Source organism: Bacillus cereus group sp. MG16, assembly GCF_040459875.1.
GTDB classification, from domain to species: Bacteria; Bacillota; Bacilli; order Bacillales; family Bacillaceae_G; genus Bacillus_A; species Bacillus_A paranthracis.
The window spans coordinates 4,478,409-4,498,805 of sequence record NZ_JARVHE010000001.1 but is presented as its reverse complement, the minus strand read 5'-3'; the positions used below and the strand labels follow the sequence as shown (position 1 = coordinate 4,498,805).

Sequence of the window (20,397 nt, the reverse complement as noted above, 5' to 3'; positions counted from 1 at the left end):
GTAGTCTATCGTATACAGAATCGGACGGAAGTGAAGGAGAAAGAATGTAAGAATCATAAAAAAGAGTCAGCCTCATTGAGACCGACTCTTTTTATACGAACTAGTTTAATACTTTAACTGTAACTGTTTTACGTCCCCAGTTACTTGATGTACCTTTGTCTGGCATTAAAACATCGATTTTGTTTCCTTTAATAGCTCCACCAGTATCACCAGCGATTGCTACTCCGTAACCTTCAACCCATACTTTTGAACCTAATGGAATGACACTTGGATCAACTGCGATTAGTTTCATGTTTGGATTAGCTGTTAAGTTGTGACCTAAAGCTGATTTTACTTGGTCGCCTGCTTTATAACCATTTTCAAGTGGATCTGCTGTGTAAGCTGTTGCTACAACGCGTAACTCACGAGAAGATGATGGTGCACTTGTTTCAGTTTCTTTTGCAACAGGTTGTTGTGTAGCTGGTTTTTGAGCTTTAGCCGCTTCACGAGCTTTAGCTGCTTCTTGAGCTTTAGCTGCTTCACGAGCTTCAGCTGCTTCTTGAGCTTTAGCTGCTTCACGAGCTTTAGCTGCCTCTTGAGCTTTAGCCGCTGCTTGAGCTTCAGCTGCTTTTTGAGCTTTAGCTGCTTCACGAGCTTTAGCTGCTTCTTGAGCCTTAGCTTCTGCTTGAGCTTCAGCTGCTTCTTGAGCTTTAGCTTCTGCCTGAGCTTTAGCTGCCTCTTGAGCCTTAGCTGCTTCACGAGCTTTAGCCGCTGCTTGAGCTTCAGCTGCTTCGCGAGCTTTAGTTGCTTCCTCCGCTTTAGCTTTTGCTTGCGTTTCAGCTACTTCACGAGCTTTAGTTGTTGCCACGGCTTTAGCTGTATCTTGAACTGTAGTTGTTTTTTCAGCTTTAACTACTGGTTGAACTTTAACTGGAGCTTTACCTGTTAAGTAAGGAACGTGAACGTAAGCTGTTTTTCCGTTATATTCAAATTGGATCCAACCATTTTCAACTTGGTGTGTTGTTTCGATTACGTCATCTTGTTTCAATTTCCCAAGAATCTCTGAGTCTGTGTTTGCACCAGCACGTACGTTTAATACGTTAGCTGTTACGTAGTAAGTGTCTTTTGTGTAGTCAGCGCTAATGAAAGCCTCCTTACCGCTATTCAATTTCACTTTTGACCATCCGTTTTCTGTATGTAAAACGTTAACTTTATATCCATCTAATAATTTTCCTACAACTTTTGATTCAGTAGTTGGGTTTTCTCGTACATTTAGTACATCAGTCGTTACGATTGTTTCTGCTTTAGCAGATGTTGTGAAAATCCCAAGACCAAAAACCGCTGCTGTTGCTATACCCATAAATTTTTTCATAATAGCCTCCATTGCATTTGTTTTCGTTGACCTCATTATAGCAACCATTATTTTCTTATTTGCGAAAAACATAAAATTACAAAGCTTTCGTAACGGGTCATTAATATTCTGTAATAATTCCAGTAATATCCTAAAAGCGATTTCTTATAGTTTTTAGGGGGGGTTAGAGCATATGATGCATAAAAAAGGTAGTATTTCAATTTCTGATAGGTTAATAGTATTTCTATAGTATTACGTAATTATTTCGTAATCATTACAAAAATGGCGTATTTTGCTGTCGGAACAGAAAAGTAGTTATGTAAAAATAACTATTTTAATTGTGGAGAAATAAAAATGAGGTGAAATTTAATAAAATATCGCTATAATTGTTACAAAATAAGTCGAGGTATGGAAAAAATTACGCCTTGATTTTCGACTTTCACATAGTATTTTTGCAATAATAGGATTCTATAATAGATTTAGTAGATTAAAATAATGAAAGATGTTTATAACGTGAAACATATATAATAGAAGAAACACGATTTAATAGATAAAGTGAAACTTTAATCAGTGGGGGTTTTCTTCATCCTCCACTGATTATTAGTTGAACCAATCGGACTTTTATGGGCAGTTGATCCCCACCTAACTTCTTTGCTTTCACTGAATTTTGAGGTGGGGGTCTTACTGCCCATTAAAGCGGGATAAATAAAAAACGTAGGAGTGTAAACTCCTACGTTTTTGTTTATTCATATCGTAAACATTCAATTGGATCCAGTTTTGCAGCTTTGTTAGCTGGTAGTAGACCGAATATAATACCGATTAACATGGAGATACCTACTGCAAGAAGTCCAAGTTCTTTTGAGACAACGAGTGGCCATCCAGCAAAGATGGAGACGATCCAAGCGAAGAAGATACCGAGCATGAATCCGATAAAACCACCTAGTCCTGTTAAAATACAAGATTCAATTAAGAATTGTGTTAATACTTTACCACGCGTTGCACCAAGAGCTTTACGAATACCAATCTCACGTGTACGCTCTGTTACAGATACAAGCATAATGTTCATTACACCGATACCACCAACAAGTAAGGAGATAGCGGCAATACCACCGAATACCATTTTCATCATACCGATTGATTCATCTAATTGCTTCGTAAATTCACCTAAATCCTGTGCTTCGAATTTGTGCTCAAATTTAGGAGCTTTCATTTCGTTTAAAACAGAAACAGCTTGTTTTTCTACATTTTTACGTTCGGCCGGAGAGGTCATTGTTAATCTTACAGAGTCATACTCAGTTACTCCTGAAATGACAGGGGCGTTTTCAAGTGATGTATAACCTTCTGACATAGCCATTCCAAATTCATTTTTTGTTTCGTACACACCGACTACTTTATATGGCTTTCCTTTTATATCTGTGTATAAATTTGGTTCCCAACCATTAAACAATTTATTGAAAGCTTCTTCATTTAATATAACAGCAGGGATTGCTTGGTTTAGCTCACTGTCGTTTAATTCACGACCGTGAACTAATTTTATTTTCGAATCTGTCATAAAAGCGCCTGTTCCACCTTTTAAATCAAGATTTACATCTTTTGAACCAGCAGATGCTTTTACTTTCATACTTACATCTGGATACACATCTTTGACGCCTGGTACAGTTTGCAGTCGGTTTAGCATATCAGCTGTAATTTTGGCATTATCTGTTCCATAGTCAGGATTGTTGTAGTAAATCGTTACTTCGTTATCTTTTCCTTGGCCTAACTCTTTTTTAAACTTTGCGTTTGTACCATCACCCATTGAAATGATAGTAATAATGGCACTAATACCGATAATAATACCTAACATCGTTAAAATAGAACGCATTTTATGAGCAAAGATAGAGGAAAGGGCCATGCGTATATTTTCACTCGTGTTCAAAATTAACCTCTCCAATCTTGGACGATATTTCCGTCACGAATTACAATTTGGCGTGCTGCTGCTTCTCCAATTTCACGATCATGGGTAATCATAATGATTGTTGAGCCTTGTTTATTTAATTCGTAAAAGAGGTCCATAATTTGTGTACTTGTTTTCGTATCAAGTGCCCCCGTTGGTTCATCGGCTAAGATAAATTTCGGGTTATTTACGATTGCGCGTGCAACAGCGACACGCTGCTTTTGTCCACCTGATAATTCGTTCGGTAAGTGAGTGGCACGATCAGCTAAACCTACTTTTGTTAAAGCAGCTAATGAGCGCTCACGTCTTTCTTTTTTATCAACTCCAGCGTAAATAAGAGGTAGCTCTACATTTTGAAGTGCTGTAAGTCTCGGTAATAACATGAAGTTTTGGAATACGAATCCGATCTCCTTATTACGAACGCGTGCAAGTTCTGTTTCAGACATGTTTGAAATGTTTTGTCCAGCAAGTTCGTACGTACCTGTCGTTGGTTTATCTAAACAACCGATAATGTTCATTAATGTTGATTTACCAGAACCAGATGGTCCCATAATAGAAGTGAATTCTCCTTGGTTCAGTGTTACGTCAATTCCGTGTAATATTTGAACGGATTCTGCACCATTTTGGAAGGATTTCGTGATGCCTTTTAAGTTAATCATTCAACGACAACCTCCATACCATCTTTTAAGTCTTTTTCAGGTTTAGAGATAATTTGTTCTCCTTTTTTCACTCCAGAAACTTTTGCTTCGCTATCAGTCTCGAATTCAACAGTAATTGCTTGTTCTTTCGCTTTACCGTCCTTTATGACGAAGACAACATTTTTGTCACCTTTTTTCACGATGCTGCTTTTCGGAACAATTGTGCCAGTTGCTTCGCCAGATTTACTCGTTACGTAAACGTGGAAGCCGTTTTGTAATTCTTCACTATTATCTAATGTGACAGTGAATTGATAGTTAGAAACTGTTTTGTTTTCGTCCATACTCTTTAATGGTGTAGAACCGATTTCTGTTACTTTTCCTGTCCAAGTCTTACCAGCGACCGTTTTTGAAGAAACAGTTACTTCTTGCCCAACTTTCATACTAGCAAGTTCATATTCAGAAAGTTGACCTTTTACTTTAAATGGGCCAGCGTGACGAAGTGTAATACCGCTCATACCTGTTTTTTCATCAGTAGTTTTTACGATATCATCAATTACGCCATCAGCAGGACTTGTTACAGAAAGATTGCTTACTCTCTCTTTTGCCGTTTTAATCATTTCATCAGCTTTTTCTATTTCAAACTTTTTCATTTCAAGTTGTGATTCTAATTGTCCAACTTCGACTTCTGATGCTTTTAATGCTTCAGCAGGAAGACCTGCATTTTTATCTTTTTGTAATTTTTGTTTCGCTGCATCAATTTGTTTTTGGAACAATGTTACTTCTTTTTGTGCGATTTTCTTTTGCATTTCTGCTTCTGTTACACCTTGTTTAGCAGCAGGGTCATTGTATTTAAAAAGGAGTTGACCTTTTTTTACTTCATCGCCTTTTTTTACAGCTAATTCATACGTTCCTTTTGTTGGATCAAATGAAATTGTTTCGATGCCGTTTGGAATAACTTCACCGCCAAATTTTTGCGCGTTTTCAATTTGTTTTTCTGTTACTTTATATCCGCTATATGCCATTGCAACATCTGAGCTACCGCCAGCAAATGCAAAATATGATCCAGCTGCAATTCCGATTGCTACTACACTAGTAATTAACACTTTATTTTTCTTCTTCATCTATTTATCACCTTTTCGTTCGTTTTAGTATCTACATTAAGTATAGAAGAGGTGAAGAATCTGACAAATCGTTTTAGCTTACAATAACCTTACAGTTTTGTAAGGTATGAATATGTAAATGTAAGGTAGAGCTTGTCCCAGTGTAAGCAAATGAATTGACTCGTTGTTTCTTTCTTACAATAATATTGTATGAAGGAGAGGAGGAAGGAAGATGGAAGCTTATTTTAGTGCGCATCCATTAAAACCGTTTATTCCCTACTCAAGGCAACATGCCATTATATTATTTATTATGTTGGTGGGAATCGTTTTTTTATATCAATACCAAGATGTATTACGTCAAAATGAGTGGAATATAACGGTTCGATATGCGATTGCATTTTTATTTATAGGGAGTGAAATTGGACTGCATATGTGGGAGTGGAAAGCAGGGATTTTTGAGCTAGCTACTTCATTACCGTTTGAGTTATGTACGATTAGTTTGTTGTTAGCGTCAGTTATGATCATAACGAAAAGTTACCGCATATATGAGATTGTATTTTTTACAGGAATTATTGGTGCATCACAAGCCATTTTAACGCCAAACTTGCAGTATGCTTTTCCGCATTTTCGGTTCATTGAATATTTTATCGCGCATATATTGCTCATTTGGGCACCGCTCTTTATGACTTGGGTGGAAGGATATCGTCCGACAGTACAATCTATTAAACGCACAATGATATTTTTAAACATATTGATTCCGATTGTTTCGTTTGTAAATTACAAAACAGGTGGTAATTATATGTTTCTAGCTCATAAGCCAGAAACTGCTTCATTACTCGATATGTTAGGGCCGCATCCTTACTATATTATTTCATTAGAACTCGCAGCGCTTATTGGATGTTTTATTTTGTATATGCCATTTGCGAAAAGAGAAAAACAGTTACACAAAGAATCGTTAGGGTCATAACCTAGCGATTTTTTATATATTAAATATTTACAATTCAGAAAATTAAGAATAAAATTAAGGGGTAAATTATAGAGAGAGAAGGGCGAAAATGATCAAAAAAGTATTTTTGAATGGAATGGAAGTGACGATTCAATTTCTTATTTCAATTTTGGGGATTATTATGTTAGGGGCTCTGCCGAAATTGTTTTATGGATTTAAGCTGGATGTATCAAAGTACATACAGAGTTTAAAAGAGGTGTTTGTGAACTTAATGGATATTTCCAATTTGCAATATGCGGGAGATAAATTTTTATTTCCACAGTTGTTTGTCCATTATAAAGAAACAATTATTATATTGTTAGCTGCTTTTTTCATTTCATTATTTGTAGCATTTTGTATTGTTTATGTAATTATGAGTAGTTCACCGCGTATACAACATCGAATTAAATCATTTCTTATCTTCCTAGAATCCATTCCAGATATCCTTCTTATTTTAGTATCACAAATTTTAGTTGTATGGTTTTTTAAACAAACAGGTTTTTTACCTTTTCAAATTGCTTCAATTGGAGGCGAGTCGATTAGGGGGTTGCCAATATTATGTTTGAGCATCCCAACTACGATTATGTTTGTAAAAATGGTCGTGCTTCGTTTTGAAAATGAACTAGAAAAAGATTATGTACTATTTGCTAAGGCGAAAGGGCTGGGGCGCTTTCATATTTTAAATCGTCATATTTTACGAAATGTGTTGCTTAGTACATTATTCTTTGCGAAAACGAATATCTTTTTTATGTTATCTAATTTATATATTATAGAATGGATTTTTAATACGGGTGGTATTTTTATGTTTTTGAAATCGTATGAGGGTATTAGAGTTGAAGTTTTTATCGTGAGTGTACTGCTTATTTATATTCCGATTTTTATTTTATTTAAATTGTTTCATTATCTCATTCCGGCTGCGATGAAGGAGAGATTATAATATGTGGACGTATATAAAACGTGATAAAAGATTTTGGATAAGTATTGGGTTTCTTCTTCTATTAGTTCTTTTGAGCATCGGAAATACGTTATGGAATGATGGACATATTAGACAAGTTACATTGCAATATGATGCGGATGAAAATCCACAAGTGCCACCGTTTCCACCTTCATTACAATTTTTACTCGGGACAGATCGGAAAGGGTATGACCTGTTACATTTAGTCATTGAGGGCGCGAAATGGACGGTTGGTATATCTATTTTAATTGCGGCACTTAGAATGGTAATAGGTGTATTTTTCGGTGTCGTGCTCGGAACGTACATAAAAAGAGGATTTTCAAAAATTGAGGCTTTCTTTGATAGTTTTACAGTTATTCCGACAGTTATGATTGCGTATTTTTTTCTTCAATTTGCAAGTACATTTGGAAGTGGGGAGGAAACAACAACCTTTTTTGAAAGGGCTTCGTTTCAAGTTGTCTTACTTGTAATGCTTGTAATGCCAGTTATTGCACTGTATGTTGCGAAGGAAGTTCGTAAATTGCGAACGGAGGAATTTGTTGATGCCGCGCGCATATTAGGTGGATCGAGAAGACATATTGTTATAAAGCATCTTTTCCCGCATCTTTATATGACGTTTATACTTGTATTTTTTCAGCAGTTTACGCAGACTCTTACTATTTTACTGCACTTAGGGTTACTAGAAATATTCTTTGGCGGAACGGTTAAGTTTTTAGGACCGATAGAAGAAATAGAATCTTACACACATGAATGGTCAGGGTTAATTGGAGTCTATTTTAGATCATTAACAGTGAATCCGTGGATCCCTCTCGTTCCGATTACATTTTTTGGACTTACTATTTTTTCAGGAAATATGATTGTAAAAAGTATCGAAGAGGCGATGATGAAAGTAAGGTTGGGAGGAGAGATAAAGAAGGATGTTGTAGAAGAGGAACAATCTGTTGTGCAGTCGAAAGAAGAGTTATTTACTTTTAAGCATACGATGTAAAGAACCTAGGAGACTAGGTTTTTTTTATTTTGTTATATTACAATATCGTAAGAGAGATGTAATGAAAATCGATAGGGGAGAAATACAATTTCGTATACACTTCATGTATAGAGAAATACGAGAGCGGGTGAAGGTATACGATGGATTTTTTAGAAGTATCAAAACGTAGTATAAAACGAAATATGAAAGATTATTTTCTATACTTTATTTCATTAGTAGGCAGCATTATTATTTATTTTACATTCGTATCGATTAAACGAAATGAAAGTGTAGTAGCTCTTTTAAAAGAATCGGATAAGGTGGAAACGACATTTACGTTTGCACAAATATTGTTGATTATCTTTTTAACGATATTTATTTTTTATTGTAATAGCTTCTTTTTACGAAAGAAGAAAAAAGAAATTGCACTATACAGTTTACTAGGTATCCGTAAAGAGGAGATTGCGAAGTTACTCTTTTATGAAACATTATTAGTTGGTGCTGCGGCAAGTGTGTTAGGTATTCTTGCTGGTTTATTTATAGCGAATATGTGCGCAGGGTTTCTCGTAAAGTTAATGGGAAGTGCATTTACTTTTACATTTACGATTTCATTTTTATCTATAGTAGAAGTTCTTATAACGATAGGTGCAATTTTCTTTATTGCATCATGGAAAAGTAAAAAGTTAATTTATGAGCATCGTTTAGTTGAATTACTATATGGCGAAAATCAAAAAGAAGAGGCACCTACGTATTCAAGTAAGAAGGCAAAACGAGCAATTGTTTTATTAATTACAGGTTATATCATTGCGCTACTTACACAAGTTTTTGGATTTGGAGCGATTTTTATTACAGGTCTACTTATTTTTGGCTGTATTGTAAAAGGTACGTTTTTACTATTTGAGCAATATACAGTGAAATCACTCCATAAAATAAAGGGAGATAAAACGAAATATTGGAATGGAACGAACATTTTATCGATTTCTTCATTGTTCTTTAGAATAAAAGGAAACGTAAAGATGCTGGCGTTATTATCTTTATTAAGTGCGGTAACATTATGTACCATTGGAATTAGTTCTAGTATGTATTATGGAGCACAGAAGACAGCGACATTAATGAATCCAGTTAGTTATGAGTATGTAACAACTGGGCAAGAATTAGATAAGAAGGTTAGAGAAGAAATTCAAAAACATGAATTAGCAATTAAAAATGAAACGTCTGTAGCTATGTTCTCGATGCGAGGGAAGATAAATGGAGAACAAATACTAACTGGGTACTTAATAGGTAATGGCAATGTGCAAATGATAAAAGTGACAGATTATAATAAAGTAGCTTCTATGTTAGGTAAGAAACAAGTTATTCTCGGTTCTGAAAAGGAAGTTATTTTATTAGATCCGTATAAGTCGTATAACATCGAAAAGAATTCACTTGAAGGAAATCATGTCTACTTTGAAGGGATGAAGGGTGATATTACAATCGTTGATCATCGAGAGGAAACGGTTGTGAGTGCGAAACTTGCACCAATTGGACTTGTTGTTCAAGATTCGCTATTTAATAAGTTGCAGCAGGGACATGCTGTTTCTACAGTTAGCGGATTTATCGTTGAAGGAAATGGTAATGCAGAGGTAACGAAAAATCTAGCGAATATCCTTTCCAAAGAAGCGAAATTCCAATCCTTTGAAGAGGCGAGCCAATCTGAATTGCAAGATGGGGCAGTATTATTGTTTGCTAGTGTATTTTTAGGGATTGTCTTTATTCTTGCAACAGGTTGTATTTTATACTTTAAACAAATAACAGAAGCGATGGCAGAGCGACCAGCGTATGGGATGTTAAAGAAAATTGGACTAACGAAAAAGGAAACAAGAGAGTCTGTAAGAAAGCAAGTAGGTGCAATATTTTTAGTACCATTACTTCTTGCGATTTGTCATACATTCTTTGCATTTTTAAGCTTGATGGGATTTACAGGTATGTTTGAATATAGCATTCCTTTATTAGGTAGTATAGGGGTGTATATCATCATTTACTTTGGTTACTATACGTTAACGGTCCGTTCATACACAAATACAGTATGTAGCGATAGAAAATAAACAGAAGCAAGCATGTATTTCATGCTTGCTTCTTTTCTTTATTTTGTAGAAACTTCGCCTTCAGCTTCTGTTTGCGGAATAAAGTATCCGATTATACCACCAATTATTGCTGGAACGATCCAACCGATTCCTAAGTTATAAAAAGGAATCGTGTGTAAGATATTAGCGATAAAACTTGGTATCATTCCCACATTATCAAGTGCATGAATACAGCTAATAATGAATGCTGCGATCATTGCTCCGATGTAGACAGAAGGTTTACGTTTCGTATATTTATCTATAAATGATACGAAAATTAAAATAATCGTAATTGGATATAAAATAATTAATACAGGTAATGTAATTTTGATTAATAAACTTAAACCTAAGTTTGAAATCACGAAGCTGAAAATACAAACGTATAGTACGAGTTTTTTGTAAGAAACATTTGTTAGTACTGTTGCGAAATAGTTTGCAAATGCACTTACAACACCAATTGCTGTCGTTAAACAAGCGAAGATAATGGCGATACTTAATAAAACATTACCGCTTGTCCCAAAGAAGTGATACATAACAGTCGCTAATAGTTGACCACCGTTCTCGAATTGTCCTAAGTTGCCGTTTGAAGCACCGATATAACCGAGTAAGAAGTACACAATTGTTAAAAATAGAGCGGCAATGCTTCCGCAAATAATTGTATATTTCGCAATTGATTTCTTCTCTTGTATACCGTTTTGGCGAATTGCATTTACAACGATCGTTGATAATACGAGAGCACCGATTGCATCTAACGTTAAAAACCCTTCAAGAAATCCTTTGAAAAATGGAATTTCTTTATAGTCACCAACAGGTTCTGCAAACGTTCCTGGTGAAAGAATTGCTTTTGTTGCCATAATTGCAATAATTCCAAGTAAAATTGGCGTTAATATTTTTCCGATATGATCTACTAATTTTGATGGATTTAATGATAAGAAGTAGACGACTGTAAAGAAAATCGCACTAAAAACTAACATAGAGTACCATTGGTCCGGGAAAAGTGGTGCAATCCCAATTTCGTAAGATACAGATCCAGTTCGTGGAATAACAAATAGTGGGCCGATTGAAAGATAAATAATGATAGCGAATATTGCTGCGAATTTTGGGTGAACACGGCTTGCTAAAGTGTTAAAACTACCACCGGCAAGGGCAACAGCGACGATAGCTAGTAAAGATAAACCGACGTCTGTAATAATAAATCCTGTAATGGAAATCCACATATTTTCTCCGGAAGAAAGGCCGAGAAGGGGCGGGAAAATCATATTACCAGCACCGAAGAAAACTGCGAATAGTAATAAACTAATCGAAAGTATTTGCGCTGGTTTTAAAGTTGTACGCATATAAAGAAAATCCTCCTAATGAGTGTTTTTGTCGAAAATTCAAACAATTTGTCGAGTAACTGTTATTATTTTAAAGGTCTGATGACTAGAAAGCAATAGGGAATTTTGAAAAAATTAAAAAATAATGCATTAAATCGAATAAATATACTATTTGTATATTTAATAGGAAGGATTTAACTTTAAACGTAAAAAAACACATACCGCTAGGATACGTGTTTTAAAAAAATATTTTTTTATCACGTTCTTCTTTTAGAATTTCTACCGCTTCTCGGAAACGTTGTGAATGAACGATTTCTCGTTCACGTAAGAAGCGTAGGCTGTCATTTATATCTGGGTCGTCTGATAAGTTAATGAGCCATTGATATGTTGCGCGTGCTTTTTCTTCAGCCGCAATATCTTCGTATAGATCGGCAATTGGATCACCTTTAGCCTGTATATAGGTTGCAGTAAATGGAACACCAGCAGCGTTATGGTAGTGGAGTGCACTATCATGATCAGCGTAATGAGGGTCAAGGCCAGCAGCTTTCATTTGTTCAGGAGTCGCATCTTTCGTCAGCTTATAAACCATCGTAGCGATCATTTCAAGGTGAGCAAATTCTTCTGTACCAATATCAGTAAGTAAGCCAATGACTTTATCAGGAATTGTATAACGTTGATTTAAGTAACGGAGTGCAGCAGCTAATTCTCCATCTGCACCGCCATATTGCTCAATTAATAATTTTGCAAGTGCTGGATTGCAAGTTCCTACTTTAACAGGGTATTGTAATTTTTTTTCATAAATCCACATAGTTTCTCTCCTTTATATTTGCCATGGCCAAGGACCTTTGCTCCATTCCCAAGGGGCATTCGAATAGCTGTTTCCAAACTGTTGGAGTGGCCCGTATTTTTCTTCCATCTTTTGTTTTAATACTCTTCGTTTATAGGAAAAGTCATTAAATTGATTAATAGCAGCAGTGTCGTCGGGATGTGTATCTAAATAAAGAGTGAGTTCGACTAGTACAAAGTCTAGTTCTTGAAGCTCTAGTAACAGCTGATAATATTCTTCTGGTAGCGATTGAGTCACGTCAGTAGTCACCGCCCTTTTTTATAAGGATTTTCATAATAGTCATAAAAAACAGGCCATAAAGTCCCTTTTTGTAGTGCTTCTTTTGGCGTGAATTGCGGTAAGTTTGGCGGTTGAAAGCCTAAAAATAAATTAGGAGGAGTAGAATAATATTTTTTTCCGATAGGAGGACAAGGATCGAGAGGACTATGATAGGGCACAAATGATCTCATATATTTATTCACGAATAAACCTCCTTACATGTTCATTACTACGTATTGTATTCAGACATAATGAGCATTTATGACACATATAAAAAAGTAATAGGTACGGGGGGAATGAATGTGGAGACTGTAAAACAATTCATTGTATTGGAAGTGAAAAACTTAAAGGAAACGTTGTATTTTTACGAAGGGATTTTAGGAATTAAACCTAGTTTAGAAAGACCGCAATTAGATGTAACGGGGGTTTGGTATGATTCTGATTCAAAGAGAATTAGTTTTGTCATGAATCGCATGTTAGGTGGGCGGGAAAAAGCTGTTACAGATTCATGTGAGGCGTTAACATTTACGATTTCTAACATAGAGAAATTGAAAAAGAAGCTAGCGTTTTATGAAATTTTATATACAGAAAATGAATGTGCGAGGAGTATTGTAGTACAAGACCCAGATGGATATAAACTTCAAGTAGTAGAGAAGGGTGAATAAACGGAGGGGATTTAGTGGAGAGAAATTATGAAGAAAGTGCGTTGTTTGAGCATCAATTTTGGCTAAAAGTGCTGAGTGATCATGCGCAATTTTTACTTGATGCGTTAGCTCCAAAGGAAAAAGAAGATATAAAAAAAGCTACTTATTTTGTTGAGACGTTTACGGACTTTCTAAAAAAAATTCATACTGTTAATCTCATTGCATTTTCAAAAGAGGCAGAACAAGCTGCTAAGGAGATTCGGACGTTTAAATTAAATATTATACAGAAACAGTTGGAAGGAAAAATTACCATTCATTTTACGCCGACTTTTATTAATCATATGGTAAACGAAGTGGAAGAGTATATAACGGTTTTAGAGTTTTTGAAGAAGGGGGAAATTCCACCTGTTTTTCATGAACTTCATTATCATCTCGTTTGGTTAACAGATGCAGCTGGTCATGCAGGCTCTATTTCTGGTGGGTTAGATCTTGTTGAAAAAAGATTAAAAGAGAAAAGTGAAGAATTCGAGAAGCACTTTGAACAGTTTTATTTGAAGGCAGTTGAAATGACGGGGTATTTAAGAACAGAGCTTCATCATTTTCCTGCATTAAAGAAGTTTACAAAAGATGTTTCACTTGAACTAAAATTATTTTCGCATTTTTTACATGAAGTGGAAGAATTGGAGTTATCAAATGAAATATTAAGTGCATTATCAGCGAGAATGGCAGATCATATGGCAAGAGAAGAATGTTATTATTTATTAAAATTAGCCCAATCATCTGGACTCGAAATGCCGAAATGTAATCCACTTTAAAGAAAAAGAGGTCAATTTTATTTGGCCTCTTTTTCTGTTTTATTGTCTCTTTTTATTTTTGCTTGTTCAATACTTGCCTGTAATGTCTCCATAATATTGATGATGTTTGGAGCAGGAGAGATGGTTTCCGTTTTTTCCTGTTCTTCAATTTTATTTTCTATTAATTCGGTAAGGGCTTCTTTATATTCATCTGTATATAACTCTTGTTCGAAAGGGTTTGTAAGATGGTGAATTAAGTTGATTGCTGCGGTGAGTTCTTGTTTTTGAATCGGATAATTTTCGTTACTTGGTAAGTTAGGTATATTTGTTATATCGCGAATTTCATTAGGATAGTGAATAGTTTGCAACATAAGCCCATCTTCAAAGTTACGGATAATAGCTAAATGTTGTTTTTTTCTAATGGAAATATGGATAAGACCAAGTTTATTCGTACGTTCAAGTGCTTCTTTTAATAATAAATACGATTTTTCGTGTCCTGGAGTAGGACCTATAAAATAAGAACGATCATAGAGAACAGAATCAATTTCGTTATTTTGGATAAAAGATATAATACGAATAGATCGTGGTTCGTGAGCTTTTTGCAACGCAGATAATTCTTTTTCATCCATAATAATGTACTTATGAGGTGCGTATTCATAGGCTTTTACAATATCTTTATCATCGACTTCTTCATCTGTACAATCGGGAGCGAATTTTTTATATTTAATAGGTGTTAAGCATTCTTTATGGAGACTTAAAAATTTGATATCGTTTTCTTCTACGGCGCTATATAGTTTAATTCCTATATTTAATAGTCCAAGTGAAAGTGCACCTTTCCATACTGTATGCAAATGAAGCCTCTCCTTTCATTCAAAAATGATTATGTATATTATGAGATAGTAAGAAATTTCCTATACGTTTTTTGTTTTTTATGGAAGGGTAAGCAGAAGGGATTGGAATATAAAATATATTGACAAGCCCTCCAAAATATTTTAATGTGATTGTATAAAATTGTGTATATAAAGGGGAGTAACTTATTACAGTAAAGTCGTCATTACAGGGAGAAACCCTCGGCTTTATTGGCAACGTTTCGTTGTTAGTGAGACCTTTACCAGCAATGGTAAAGGCCCCTTATTGTCTTTTTTAGGACCCTTACCATATTTGGTAGGGGCCTTTTTGTATACAAGGAGAGGAGATATAAAAATGAAAAAACTTATTAGTAGATTAAGAGTTGTATTTCATGTTCGCCGATTTGTTCCATTCCTATTTGACTTTTTTACTTCAAAAGAGGTTTCAATAAAGAAGAAAATCTTATCCATTGCTTTTTTAGTTGGTTATGTAGCGATGCCGCTCGATTTAATTCCAGACTTCTTACCGTTCATCGGTATTTTAGATGATATTGGGATTGTGTTATTTATTTTGAACCGAATTGTAAAAATGGCGCCAGTTCAATTACAAGAAAAGCATAACGTAAACGTAGGATAGGAGTTAAAATATGGAGCAAATTATTTTAGATATAATTGAGTTTTTAAAGCAGTTTTCTTATTTTGGAGTTGTATTGGCTTTAACGTTTGAATTTATTCCAGCAGAAGTCGTTTTGCCTATGGTTGGATATTGGGTGTACGAGGGGGATATGAATTTTTGGCTAGCTGTATTAGCTGGAACACTTGGCGGAACGACAGGACCGTTAACGTTATATGCACTCGGTTATTACGGTGGTCGTCCTCTATTAATAAAGTACGGGAAATACTTCTTTATTAAAGAAGAACAAATTCAAAAAGCAGATGATTTCTTTGAGAAATATGGACCAGTTGTAGCATTTGTTGGACGCTTTGTACCTGGCGTTCGAACGCTTATTTCTGTTCCATGTGGTATGGCGAAAATGAACATATGGAAATTTAGTATATATACATTTGTAGCAATGTTCCCGTTAACAACTTTATATGTCTATTTTGGAATGAAATTAGGTCCGCATTGGGAAAAAGCGGCGGATGTTGTGGGGCAATATATGCTACCGATATTACTAGTCGTCGTTATCGTTGTCGGTGGTATATTAACCTATAAATTTATGAAAAAAAGGAACAGCACGGAATCTATCTAGTCATTGATATTTGTATATTTTTTGAAAATAGATGAATAGTACAGGCAAAAGACTCTGAGGGACATACACATATAGGGAATATAAAAGAGAGAGGGGAAACAACTATGTCTTGTGAGTGCTCAGGGGCAGCATTAACTTGTTGTCCAGATAAAAATTATGTACAAGATAAAGTGTGTAGTCCGTGGTCTGCTACTGTAGTTGCAACAGCAATTGATAATGTTCTCTATACAAATAATATTAACCAAAACGTAGTGGGGACTGGTTTTGTTAAATATGATGTTGGACCAGGACCAATTACTGTAGAGGCGCTTGATTCTGCTGGTACTGTAATAGATACACAAACATTAAACCCAGGAACGAGTATCGGGTTTACGTATCGGCGTTTTGACATTATACAAGTTGTGTTACCTGCAACACCTGCTGGAACGTATCAGGGAGAATTTTGTATTACAACACGTTATCCACTTTCATAGCAGAATAGGAGAGGATCAAAATGGGAATGAGAAGTTCCAGTTTGTCTTGTTGTTCTAATAAAACGCTTGTACAAGATCAAGTATGTACAGACTGGTCTATTACAGGTGCTGGTACTCAAATTGTATATACAAATAATATCACGCAAGAAGTATATGGTTCAGGTTACGTGAAATATGATGTAGGTGCGGCTCCAATTACAGTTGATTTTTTAGTAGGTGCTACAGTAATTGATACAATTACCGTACAACCACAAAGTAGTGGTACTTTCACTGTACGATATTTTACGACTGTTCGAATTACTACAACAGGAACAACTGTTAATCAAGGTGAGTTTTGTATTACAGTACGTTATCCGATTTCATAAAAAAGCATACCGCAAATGGTATGCTTTTTTAATTGAGGAAGTAATAAGATTGGTATTTTATAAACAACATGTAAATTGGCAACAGTACTTGCCTTCTAAATATAGTGAAGGATTATGTTGGATATTAGCAATATTAACTGACTGTAAGTCTTTTCCTGTGTACGATATTGTATTACCAGGAAACACAGTGAAAATATTGGTTACTGCTCCAACGATTTCAATGGTAATTGCTTCTGTGCTGCTAGTACTATTGTAAACCGAGACAGTGCCTGATATAGGCAGCATTCCATCACTTTGCCACAGTATCATCGATTGCGATTCATCTTTGGCGGAGGGAATGTTGTTATTCGTTATAAGGAAATTTCCTGCAAATTCATTTGTTACTCGCTCGCAATCTGGATCTGGAGGAGGGGGAGGTGGACAAGGATCTGGGCAAATGATAGACAAAGGAGCAAAACAGCCAATGTTTTTTTTATTCTTCAATACAACCCCCTCCTTTTTAAGTAGTCTTTTACTACTATTAAATGTAGAAGCATGGCCGATGTGTTAAAAAAAGAAGGAAATGTTAAAAATTAAGATTGTCTAACAGGCTTAAAACTTAAATTATTATTCATGTTATAGAAAAGATTATATGTGAATAAACATGGGAAAAGAATGCTCAGACTCTTTTAGACAAAAAGTGGTTGTATACACAATAGTAAGAAGAATGTTGGACTTAACCTTTAATTAACTGTATATTTACAAGAATCTAATAAAATTCATTTATTATTTAAACGACATTAATATGCTTTAGATAAAATAGCCCTTGTAATGAATCGATTATTATGAGGAGGATACACGTGGACAGAACTGCTTTACGAAAAGTAAAAGGTCTTATTGGATTATTAATGGTTTTTGTATTAGCATTTGTATCATTTCCGTGGAGTACATCAGTTAAAGCGGAAGAGAAGAAGCAAGAAAAGGTACCTAGTGAAAAGAAGATCGTTTTTCCAGTTGTAAGTGATGTACATATTAAAAATAGTGGAACGGATGATACGTTTCGCTGGAAACGAGCGATTGAACAGCTCAATACGCTTGCACCAAAGCAAGATGCATTTGTTATCGTAGGTGATTTCACAGATACAGGGTCACTGCAGCAATATGATCGTTTCATGCAAGTGTATAATGAAAATGCAAATAAAGATGCCGTACGAATGAATTCTCTTGGTAACCATGATTATTGGAACGGTTTATCTGTAGAGGGCGCACAGAAGCGTTTCTTAGAAAAAACAGGAATGGAATCGATTTATTATCATAAAGTGGTGAAAGGGTATCACTTCCTTGTTATGTCGCCAGAAAATGGGACAACACACGGATATTATTCAGACAAGCAAATTAATTGGTTAAAAGAAGAGATGGCGAAAGCACAAAAAGATGACCCAGAAAAACCGATTTTCGTATTTTTACATCAACACATTAAAGAGACAGTATACGGTAGTCATGAATGGGGGACGCAAGATAGTGCAAAAATTAATGCGGTATTAAAAGAATATCCGCAGGCTATTACGTTTTCAGGTCATTCACATTATCCGCTAGATGATCCAAGATCGATTCATCAAAAAGACTTTACATCCGTTGGTACATCTTCTATAAGTTACATGGAAGTTGAAGGTGGTAAAGTACAGGGGAATATCCCGCCAGGAGCTAGTACATTAAGCCAAGGTTTATTAGTAGAAGTAGATGATGAAGAAGTAACGATTAACCGTCGTGATTTCCATACAAATTCTTGGACAGGTGAGCCTTGGAAAATTAAATTACCAGCAAAGAAAGAAACTTTTACACATGTAGAAGATCGTGATAAAGAAAAACCATCTTTTTCGACAGATGCGAAGTTATCAGTATCAAATGTAACAGAAAATGCAGCAACAGTAACATTCCCACAAGCGCTGGATAACCTTCTTGTTCACTCTTATCGTGTACAAGCTAGAGATAAGCAAACGGGCGAAATAAAGAACAAATTGTTGGCATTCTCAGAGTTTTATCGTGATCCAGTGCCGAAAGAGCTCACATTTACACTGGCAGGGTTAGATGGTGGGAAAACATATACATTTGAAGTAGTTGCGATTGATTCATTTGGCAATGAAAGTGTACAACCATTAACGGCGGAAATTACTACGAAAAAAGATAATATTGACCCGAATGTGAAAGTACCAAAGGCTGATGTTTTCGATGTGAACTTTGCAGATGGTACATTTAAAGACAATTCACCATTTGCTACAAAAGGTGATGTGAAGGGCAATGTGACTATTGAATATGATAAAGCATTGAAAAAGAATGTTATGAAATTAAACGGAAAAGCAAACACATTTGGATACCTTCCATTTTCAGCAGCACAAAAAGAGAAAGTAGCAAATACGTTCACGCTAGAAACTGTATTTTCAATGAATGAAATTCGCGGACAAGGTATTTTGCAAAATACAGAGAGTGGCGGAATTGGTTTTGAATCTACAGGAAGTGGATATGTTGAATTATGGGCTCACATTGGCGGCAGTTATAAACGCGTTGGCGTTCAATTAGAAGCAAACAAAACATATCACTTAACAGGAACGTATAACGGAAGTGAAGTAGCTATTTATGTAGATGGTAAAAAAGTAAATAGCCAACCGGCTACAGGAAAAGTGTATCATCCAAATGTACCATTTGCACTTGGAGCGGATCCTGATAGCAATGGAAATGGCGGTATTCCGTTAAATGGACAAATCGCGCTTGCAAGATTATATAGTAAAGCGTTAAGTTCTTCAGAAGTATTAGCGGCGTACAATGAGTTTTCTAACCGTACGAAATTAGAGCAAGTAAATGCGTTATTTGAAGAGCTTGGAAAAGTAAAAGAAGTGCTAGCTGGTACGTATGAGTTTGGTGATAAGCCAGGTCAATATTTAAAGGAAGCATTTCAAGAATTAGAGAAAAGCTATAATAATGCAAAGCAAGCATTTGAAAATGTAGGGAGTACGGGAGAGCAAATCGTTCAAACGTATAACGAATTAAAAACAGCTAATGTAACATTTGTACAATCTAAAGTAGTAGAACAACCGAAAACACCGAAAGAAAAATTACAAATCAATATTGAATCTGCAAAAGCAGTAGTGAAAAAAGCGCAAGATGTAAATGTAACGGACGGTTCAGTGAAAGCACTGAGTCAAAAAATTACAGTGGCCGAAGCTGTAGTGAAAGATGTAAAAGTAAAAGATGCACAGGTAGAAACGATGAATCGTACATTAGAGTATACGATTTCACTTGTTGAAAAAAGCATAAACAAATAAGAGAGAAGAAAAGAAGCTTATCATGATAGGCTTCTTTTTTGTTATACTAAAAATAGCATAGAAAAAAGGAGCGAATAATTTGGAAGAGAAAAAGCTAAAAAGAATTCTTGAATATGTATGGATCGCGGTTGTGCTCCTTGTAGGATATTATTTCTTAAAAGAAAAAAGTATATGGGTTCTATTTTTAATGACGTTTTTATTAGCAGGTTTAGGCACGTTATTTATTAACTTCTTTTTTGATAGTTTAAATGCATGGAAGAAGAAAAAGAAGGGAACGAAGTAAAGGA

The 20,397-nt window shown here is 35.3% G+C and carries 22 protein-coding genes; 12 read left to right on the top strand and 10 right to left on the bottom strand.

What is annotated here, in order from left to right:
- Positions 1-100: 100 nt before the first annotated feature.
- The 4 genes from entC to QCI73_RS23410 form a co-directional block, all read right to left on the bottom strand.
- On the bottom strand, positions 101-1,474 hold the full coding sequence (gene entC / locus QCI73_RS23425; protein ID WP_353824131.1) for a cell wall-binding protein EntC: 1,374 nt from the start codon (positions 1,472-1,474) through the stop codon (positions 101-103).
- Between the two features lie 598 nt (positions 1,475-2,072).
- On the bottom strand, positions 2,073-3,224 hold the full coding sequence (locus QCI73_RS23420) for an ABC transporter permease (protein ID WP_412676133.1): 1,152 nt from the start codon (positions 3,222-3,224) through the stop codon (positions 2,073-2,075).
- A 26-nt stretch (positions 3,225-3,250) separates the two neighbouring features.
- Positions 3,251-3,925, bottom strand: a complete 675-nt coding sequence (locus QCI73_RS23415) for an ABC transporter ATP-binding protein (RefSeq protein WP_000609103.1) — start codon at positions 3,923-3,925, stop codon at positions 3,251-3,253.
- A complete protein-coding gene (locus tag QCI73_RS23410) occupies positions 3,922-5,025 on the bottom strand; it encodes an efflux RND transporter periplasmic adaptor subunit (protein WP_262724745.1) in 1,104 nt (367 codons plus the stop codon). Before QCI73_RS23410 ends, QCI73_RS23415 begins: the two co-directional genes overlap by 4 nt.
- 211 nt (positions 5,026-5,236) lie before the next feature.
- Here QCI73_RS23410 and QCI73_RS23405 point away from each other — a divergent pair, with 211 nt between their 5' ends.
- The 4 genes from QCI73_RS23405 (at position 5,237) to QCI73_RS23390 (ending at position 9,995) form a co-directional block, all read left to right on the top strand.
- Positions 5,237-5,971 (top strand): YwaF family protein, encoded by a 735-nt coding sequence (locus QCI73_RS23405; protein ID WP_353823860.1) that lies wholly within the window; start codon positions 5,237-5,239, stop codon positions 5,969-5,971.
- Positions 5,972-6,059: 88 nt separating this feature from the next.
- Positions 6,060-6,926, top strand: a complete 867-nt coding sequence (locus tag QCI73_RS23400) for an ABC transporter permease subunit (protein WP_353823858.1) — start codon at positions 6,060-6,062, stop codon at positions 6,924-6,926.
- A gap of 1 nt (position 6,927) precedes the next feature.
- A complete protein-coding gene (locus QCI73_RS23395; protein WP_353823857.1) occupies positions 6,928-7,932 on the top strand; it encodes an ABC transporter permease in 1,005 nt (334 codons plus the stop codon).
- A 140-nt stretch (positions 7,933-8,072) separates the two neighbouring features.
- A complete protein-coding gene (locus QCI73_RS23390; RefSeq protein ID WP_353823856.1) occupies positions 8,073-9,995 on the top strand; it encodes an FtsX-like permease family protein in 1,923 nt (640 codons plus the stop codon).
- Positions 9,996-10,033: 38 nt separating this feature from the next.
- Here the strand turns inward: QCI73_RS23390 and brnQ2 are convergent, their stop codons facing one another.
- The 4 genes from brnQ2 to QCI73_RS23370 form a co-directional block, all read right to left on the bottom strand.
- Positions 10,034-11,350, bottom strand: a complete 1,317-nt coding sequence (gene brnQ2 / locus QCI73_RS23385; protein ID WP_353823855.1) for a branched-chain amino acid transport system II carrier protein BrnQ2 — start codon at positions 11,348-11,350, stop codon at positions 10,034-10,036.
- A 217-nt stretch (positions 11,351-11,567) separates the two neighbouring features.
- The gene (cotJC, locus tag QCI73_RS23380) at positions 11,568-12,137 is read right to left on the bottom strand and encodes a spore coat protein CotJC (protein ID WP_000265273.1); all 570 of its coding nucleotides are present in this window, start codon (positions 12,135-12,137) and stop codon (positions 11,568-11,570) included.
- Positions 12,138-12,149: 12 nt separating this feature from the next.
- Positions 12,150-12,413 (bottom strand): spore coat protein CotJB, encoded by a 264-nt coding sequence (locus QCI73_RS23375; RefSeq protein ID WP_000194492.1) that lies wholly within the window; start codon positions 12,411-12,413, stop codon positions 12,150-12,152.
- Positions 12,414-12,421: 8 nt separating this feature from the next.
- Positions 12,422-12,637, bottom strand: coding sequence for a spore coat associated protein CotJA (locus tag QCI73_RS23370; RefSeq protein WP_001046257.1), 216 nt, complete (start codon positions 12,635-12,637; stop codon positions 12,422-12,424).
- A 33-nt stretch (positions 12,638-12,670) separates the two neighbouring features.
- On the opposite strand from QCI73_RS23370, the gene QCI73_RS23365 reads away from it, so the two are divergent.
- Positions 12,671-13,099, top strand: a complete 429-nt coding sequence (locus QCI73_RS23365) for a VOC family protein (protein ID WP_118991701.1) — start codon at positions 12,671-12,673, stop codon at positions 13,097-13,099.
- A 14-nt stretch (positions 13,100-13,113) separates the two neighbouring features.
- The gene (locus tag QCI73_RS23360; protein WP_000440967.1) at positions 13,114-13,893 is read left to right on the top strand and encodes a DUF2935 domain-containing protein; all 780 of its coding nucleotides are present in this window, start codon (positions 13,114-13,116) and stop codon (positions 13,891-13,893) included.
- Positions 13,894-13,910: 17 nt separating this feature from the next.
- On the opposite strand, the gene ku is transcribed toward QCI73_RS23360, so the two are convergent.
- Positions 13,911-14,723: a non-homologous end joining protein Ku gene (ku, locus tag QCI73_RS23355; protein ID WP_000557757.1), complete on the bottom strand. Its 813-nt coding sequence runs from the start codon at positions 14,721-14,723 to the stop codon at positions 13,911-13,913.
- Between the two features lie 352 nt (positions 14,724-15,075).
- Here ku and QCI73_RS23350 point away from each other — a divergent pair, with 352 nt between their 5' ends.
- The 4 genes from QCI73_RS23350 (at position 15,076) to QCI73_RS23335 (ending at position 16,811) form a co-directional block, all read left to right on the top strand.
- On the top strand, positions 15,076-15,357 hold the full coding sequence (locus tag QCI73_RS23350) for a YkvA family protein (RefSeq protein WP_000733844.1): 282 nt from the start codon (positions 15,076-15,078) through the stop codon (positions 15,355-15,357).
- 10 nt (positions 15,358-15,367) lie between these two features.
- Positions 15,368-15,973 carry a DedA family protein gene (locus QCI73_RS23345; RefSeq protein ID WP_000435022.1) on the top strand — a complete coding sequence of 202 codons (606 nt, stop codon included), beginning with the start codon at positions 15,368-15,370 and terminating at the stop codon, positions 15,971-15,973.
- 104 nt (positions 15,974-16,077) lie between these two features.
- On the top strand, positions 16,078-16,446 hold the full coding sequence (locus QCI73_RS23340; protein WP_001277529.1) for a DUF3992 domain-containing protein: 369 nt from the start codon (positions 16,078-16,080) through the stop codon (positions 16,444-16,446).
- 20 nt (positions 16,447-16,466) lie between these two features.
- A complete protein-coding gene (locus QCI73_RS23335) occupies positions 16,467-16,811 on the top strand; it encodes a DUF3992 domain-containing protein (protein WP_000525809.1) in 345 nt (114 codons plus the stop codon).
- 57 nt (positions 16,812-16,868) lie between these two features.
- Here the strand turns inward: QCI73_RS23335 and QCI73_RS23330 are convergent, their stop codons facing one another.
- On the bottom strand, positions 16,869-17,294 hold the full coding sequence (locus QCI73_RS23330; RefSeq protein WP_000791313.1) for an S-Ena type endospore appendage: 426 nt from the start codon (positions 17,292-17,294) through the stop codon (positions 16,869-16,871).
- 356 nt (positions 17,295-17,650) lie between these two features.
- Between QCI73_RS23330 and QCI73_RS23325 the strand changes: the two genes are divergently transcribed.
- On the top strand, positions 17,651-20,110 hold the full coding sequence (locus tag QCI73_RS23325; protein WP_353823852.1) for a LamG-like jellyroll fold domain-containing protein: 2,460 nt from the start codon (positions 17,651-17,653) through the stop codon (positions 20,108-20,110).
- 79 nt (positions 20,111-20,189) lie between these two features.
- A complete protein-coding gene (locus QCI73_RS23320) occupies positions 20,190-20,393 on the top strand; it encodes a hypothetical protein (protein WP_000391504.1) in 204 nt (67 codons plus the stop codon).
- Positions 20,394-20,397: the final 4 nt, after the last annotated feature.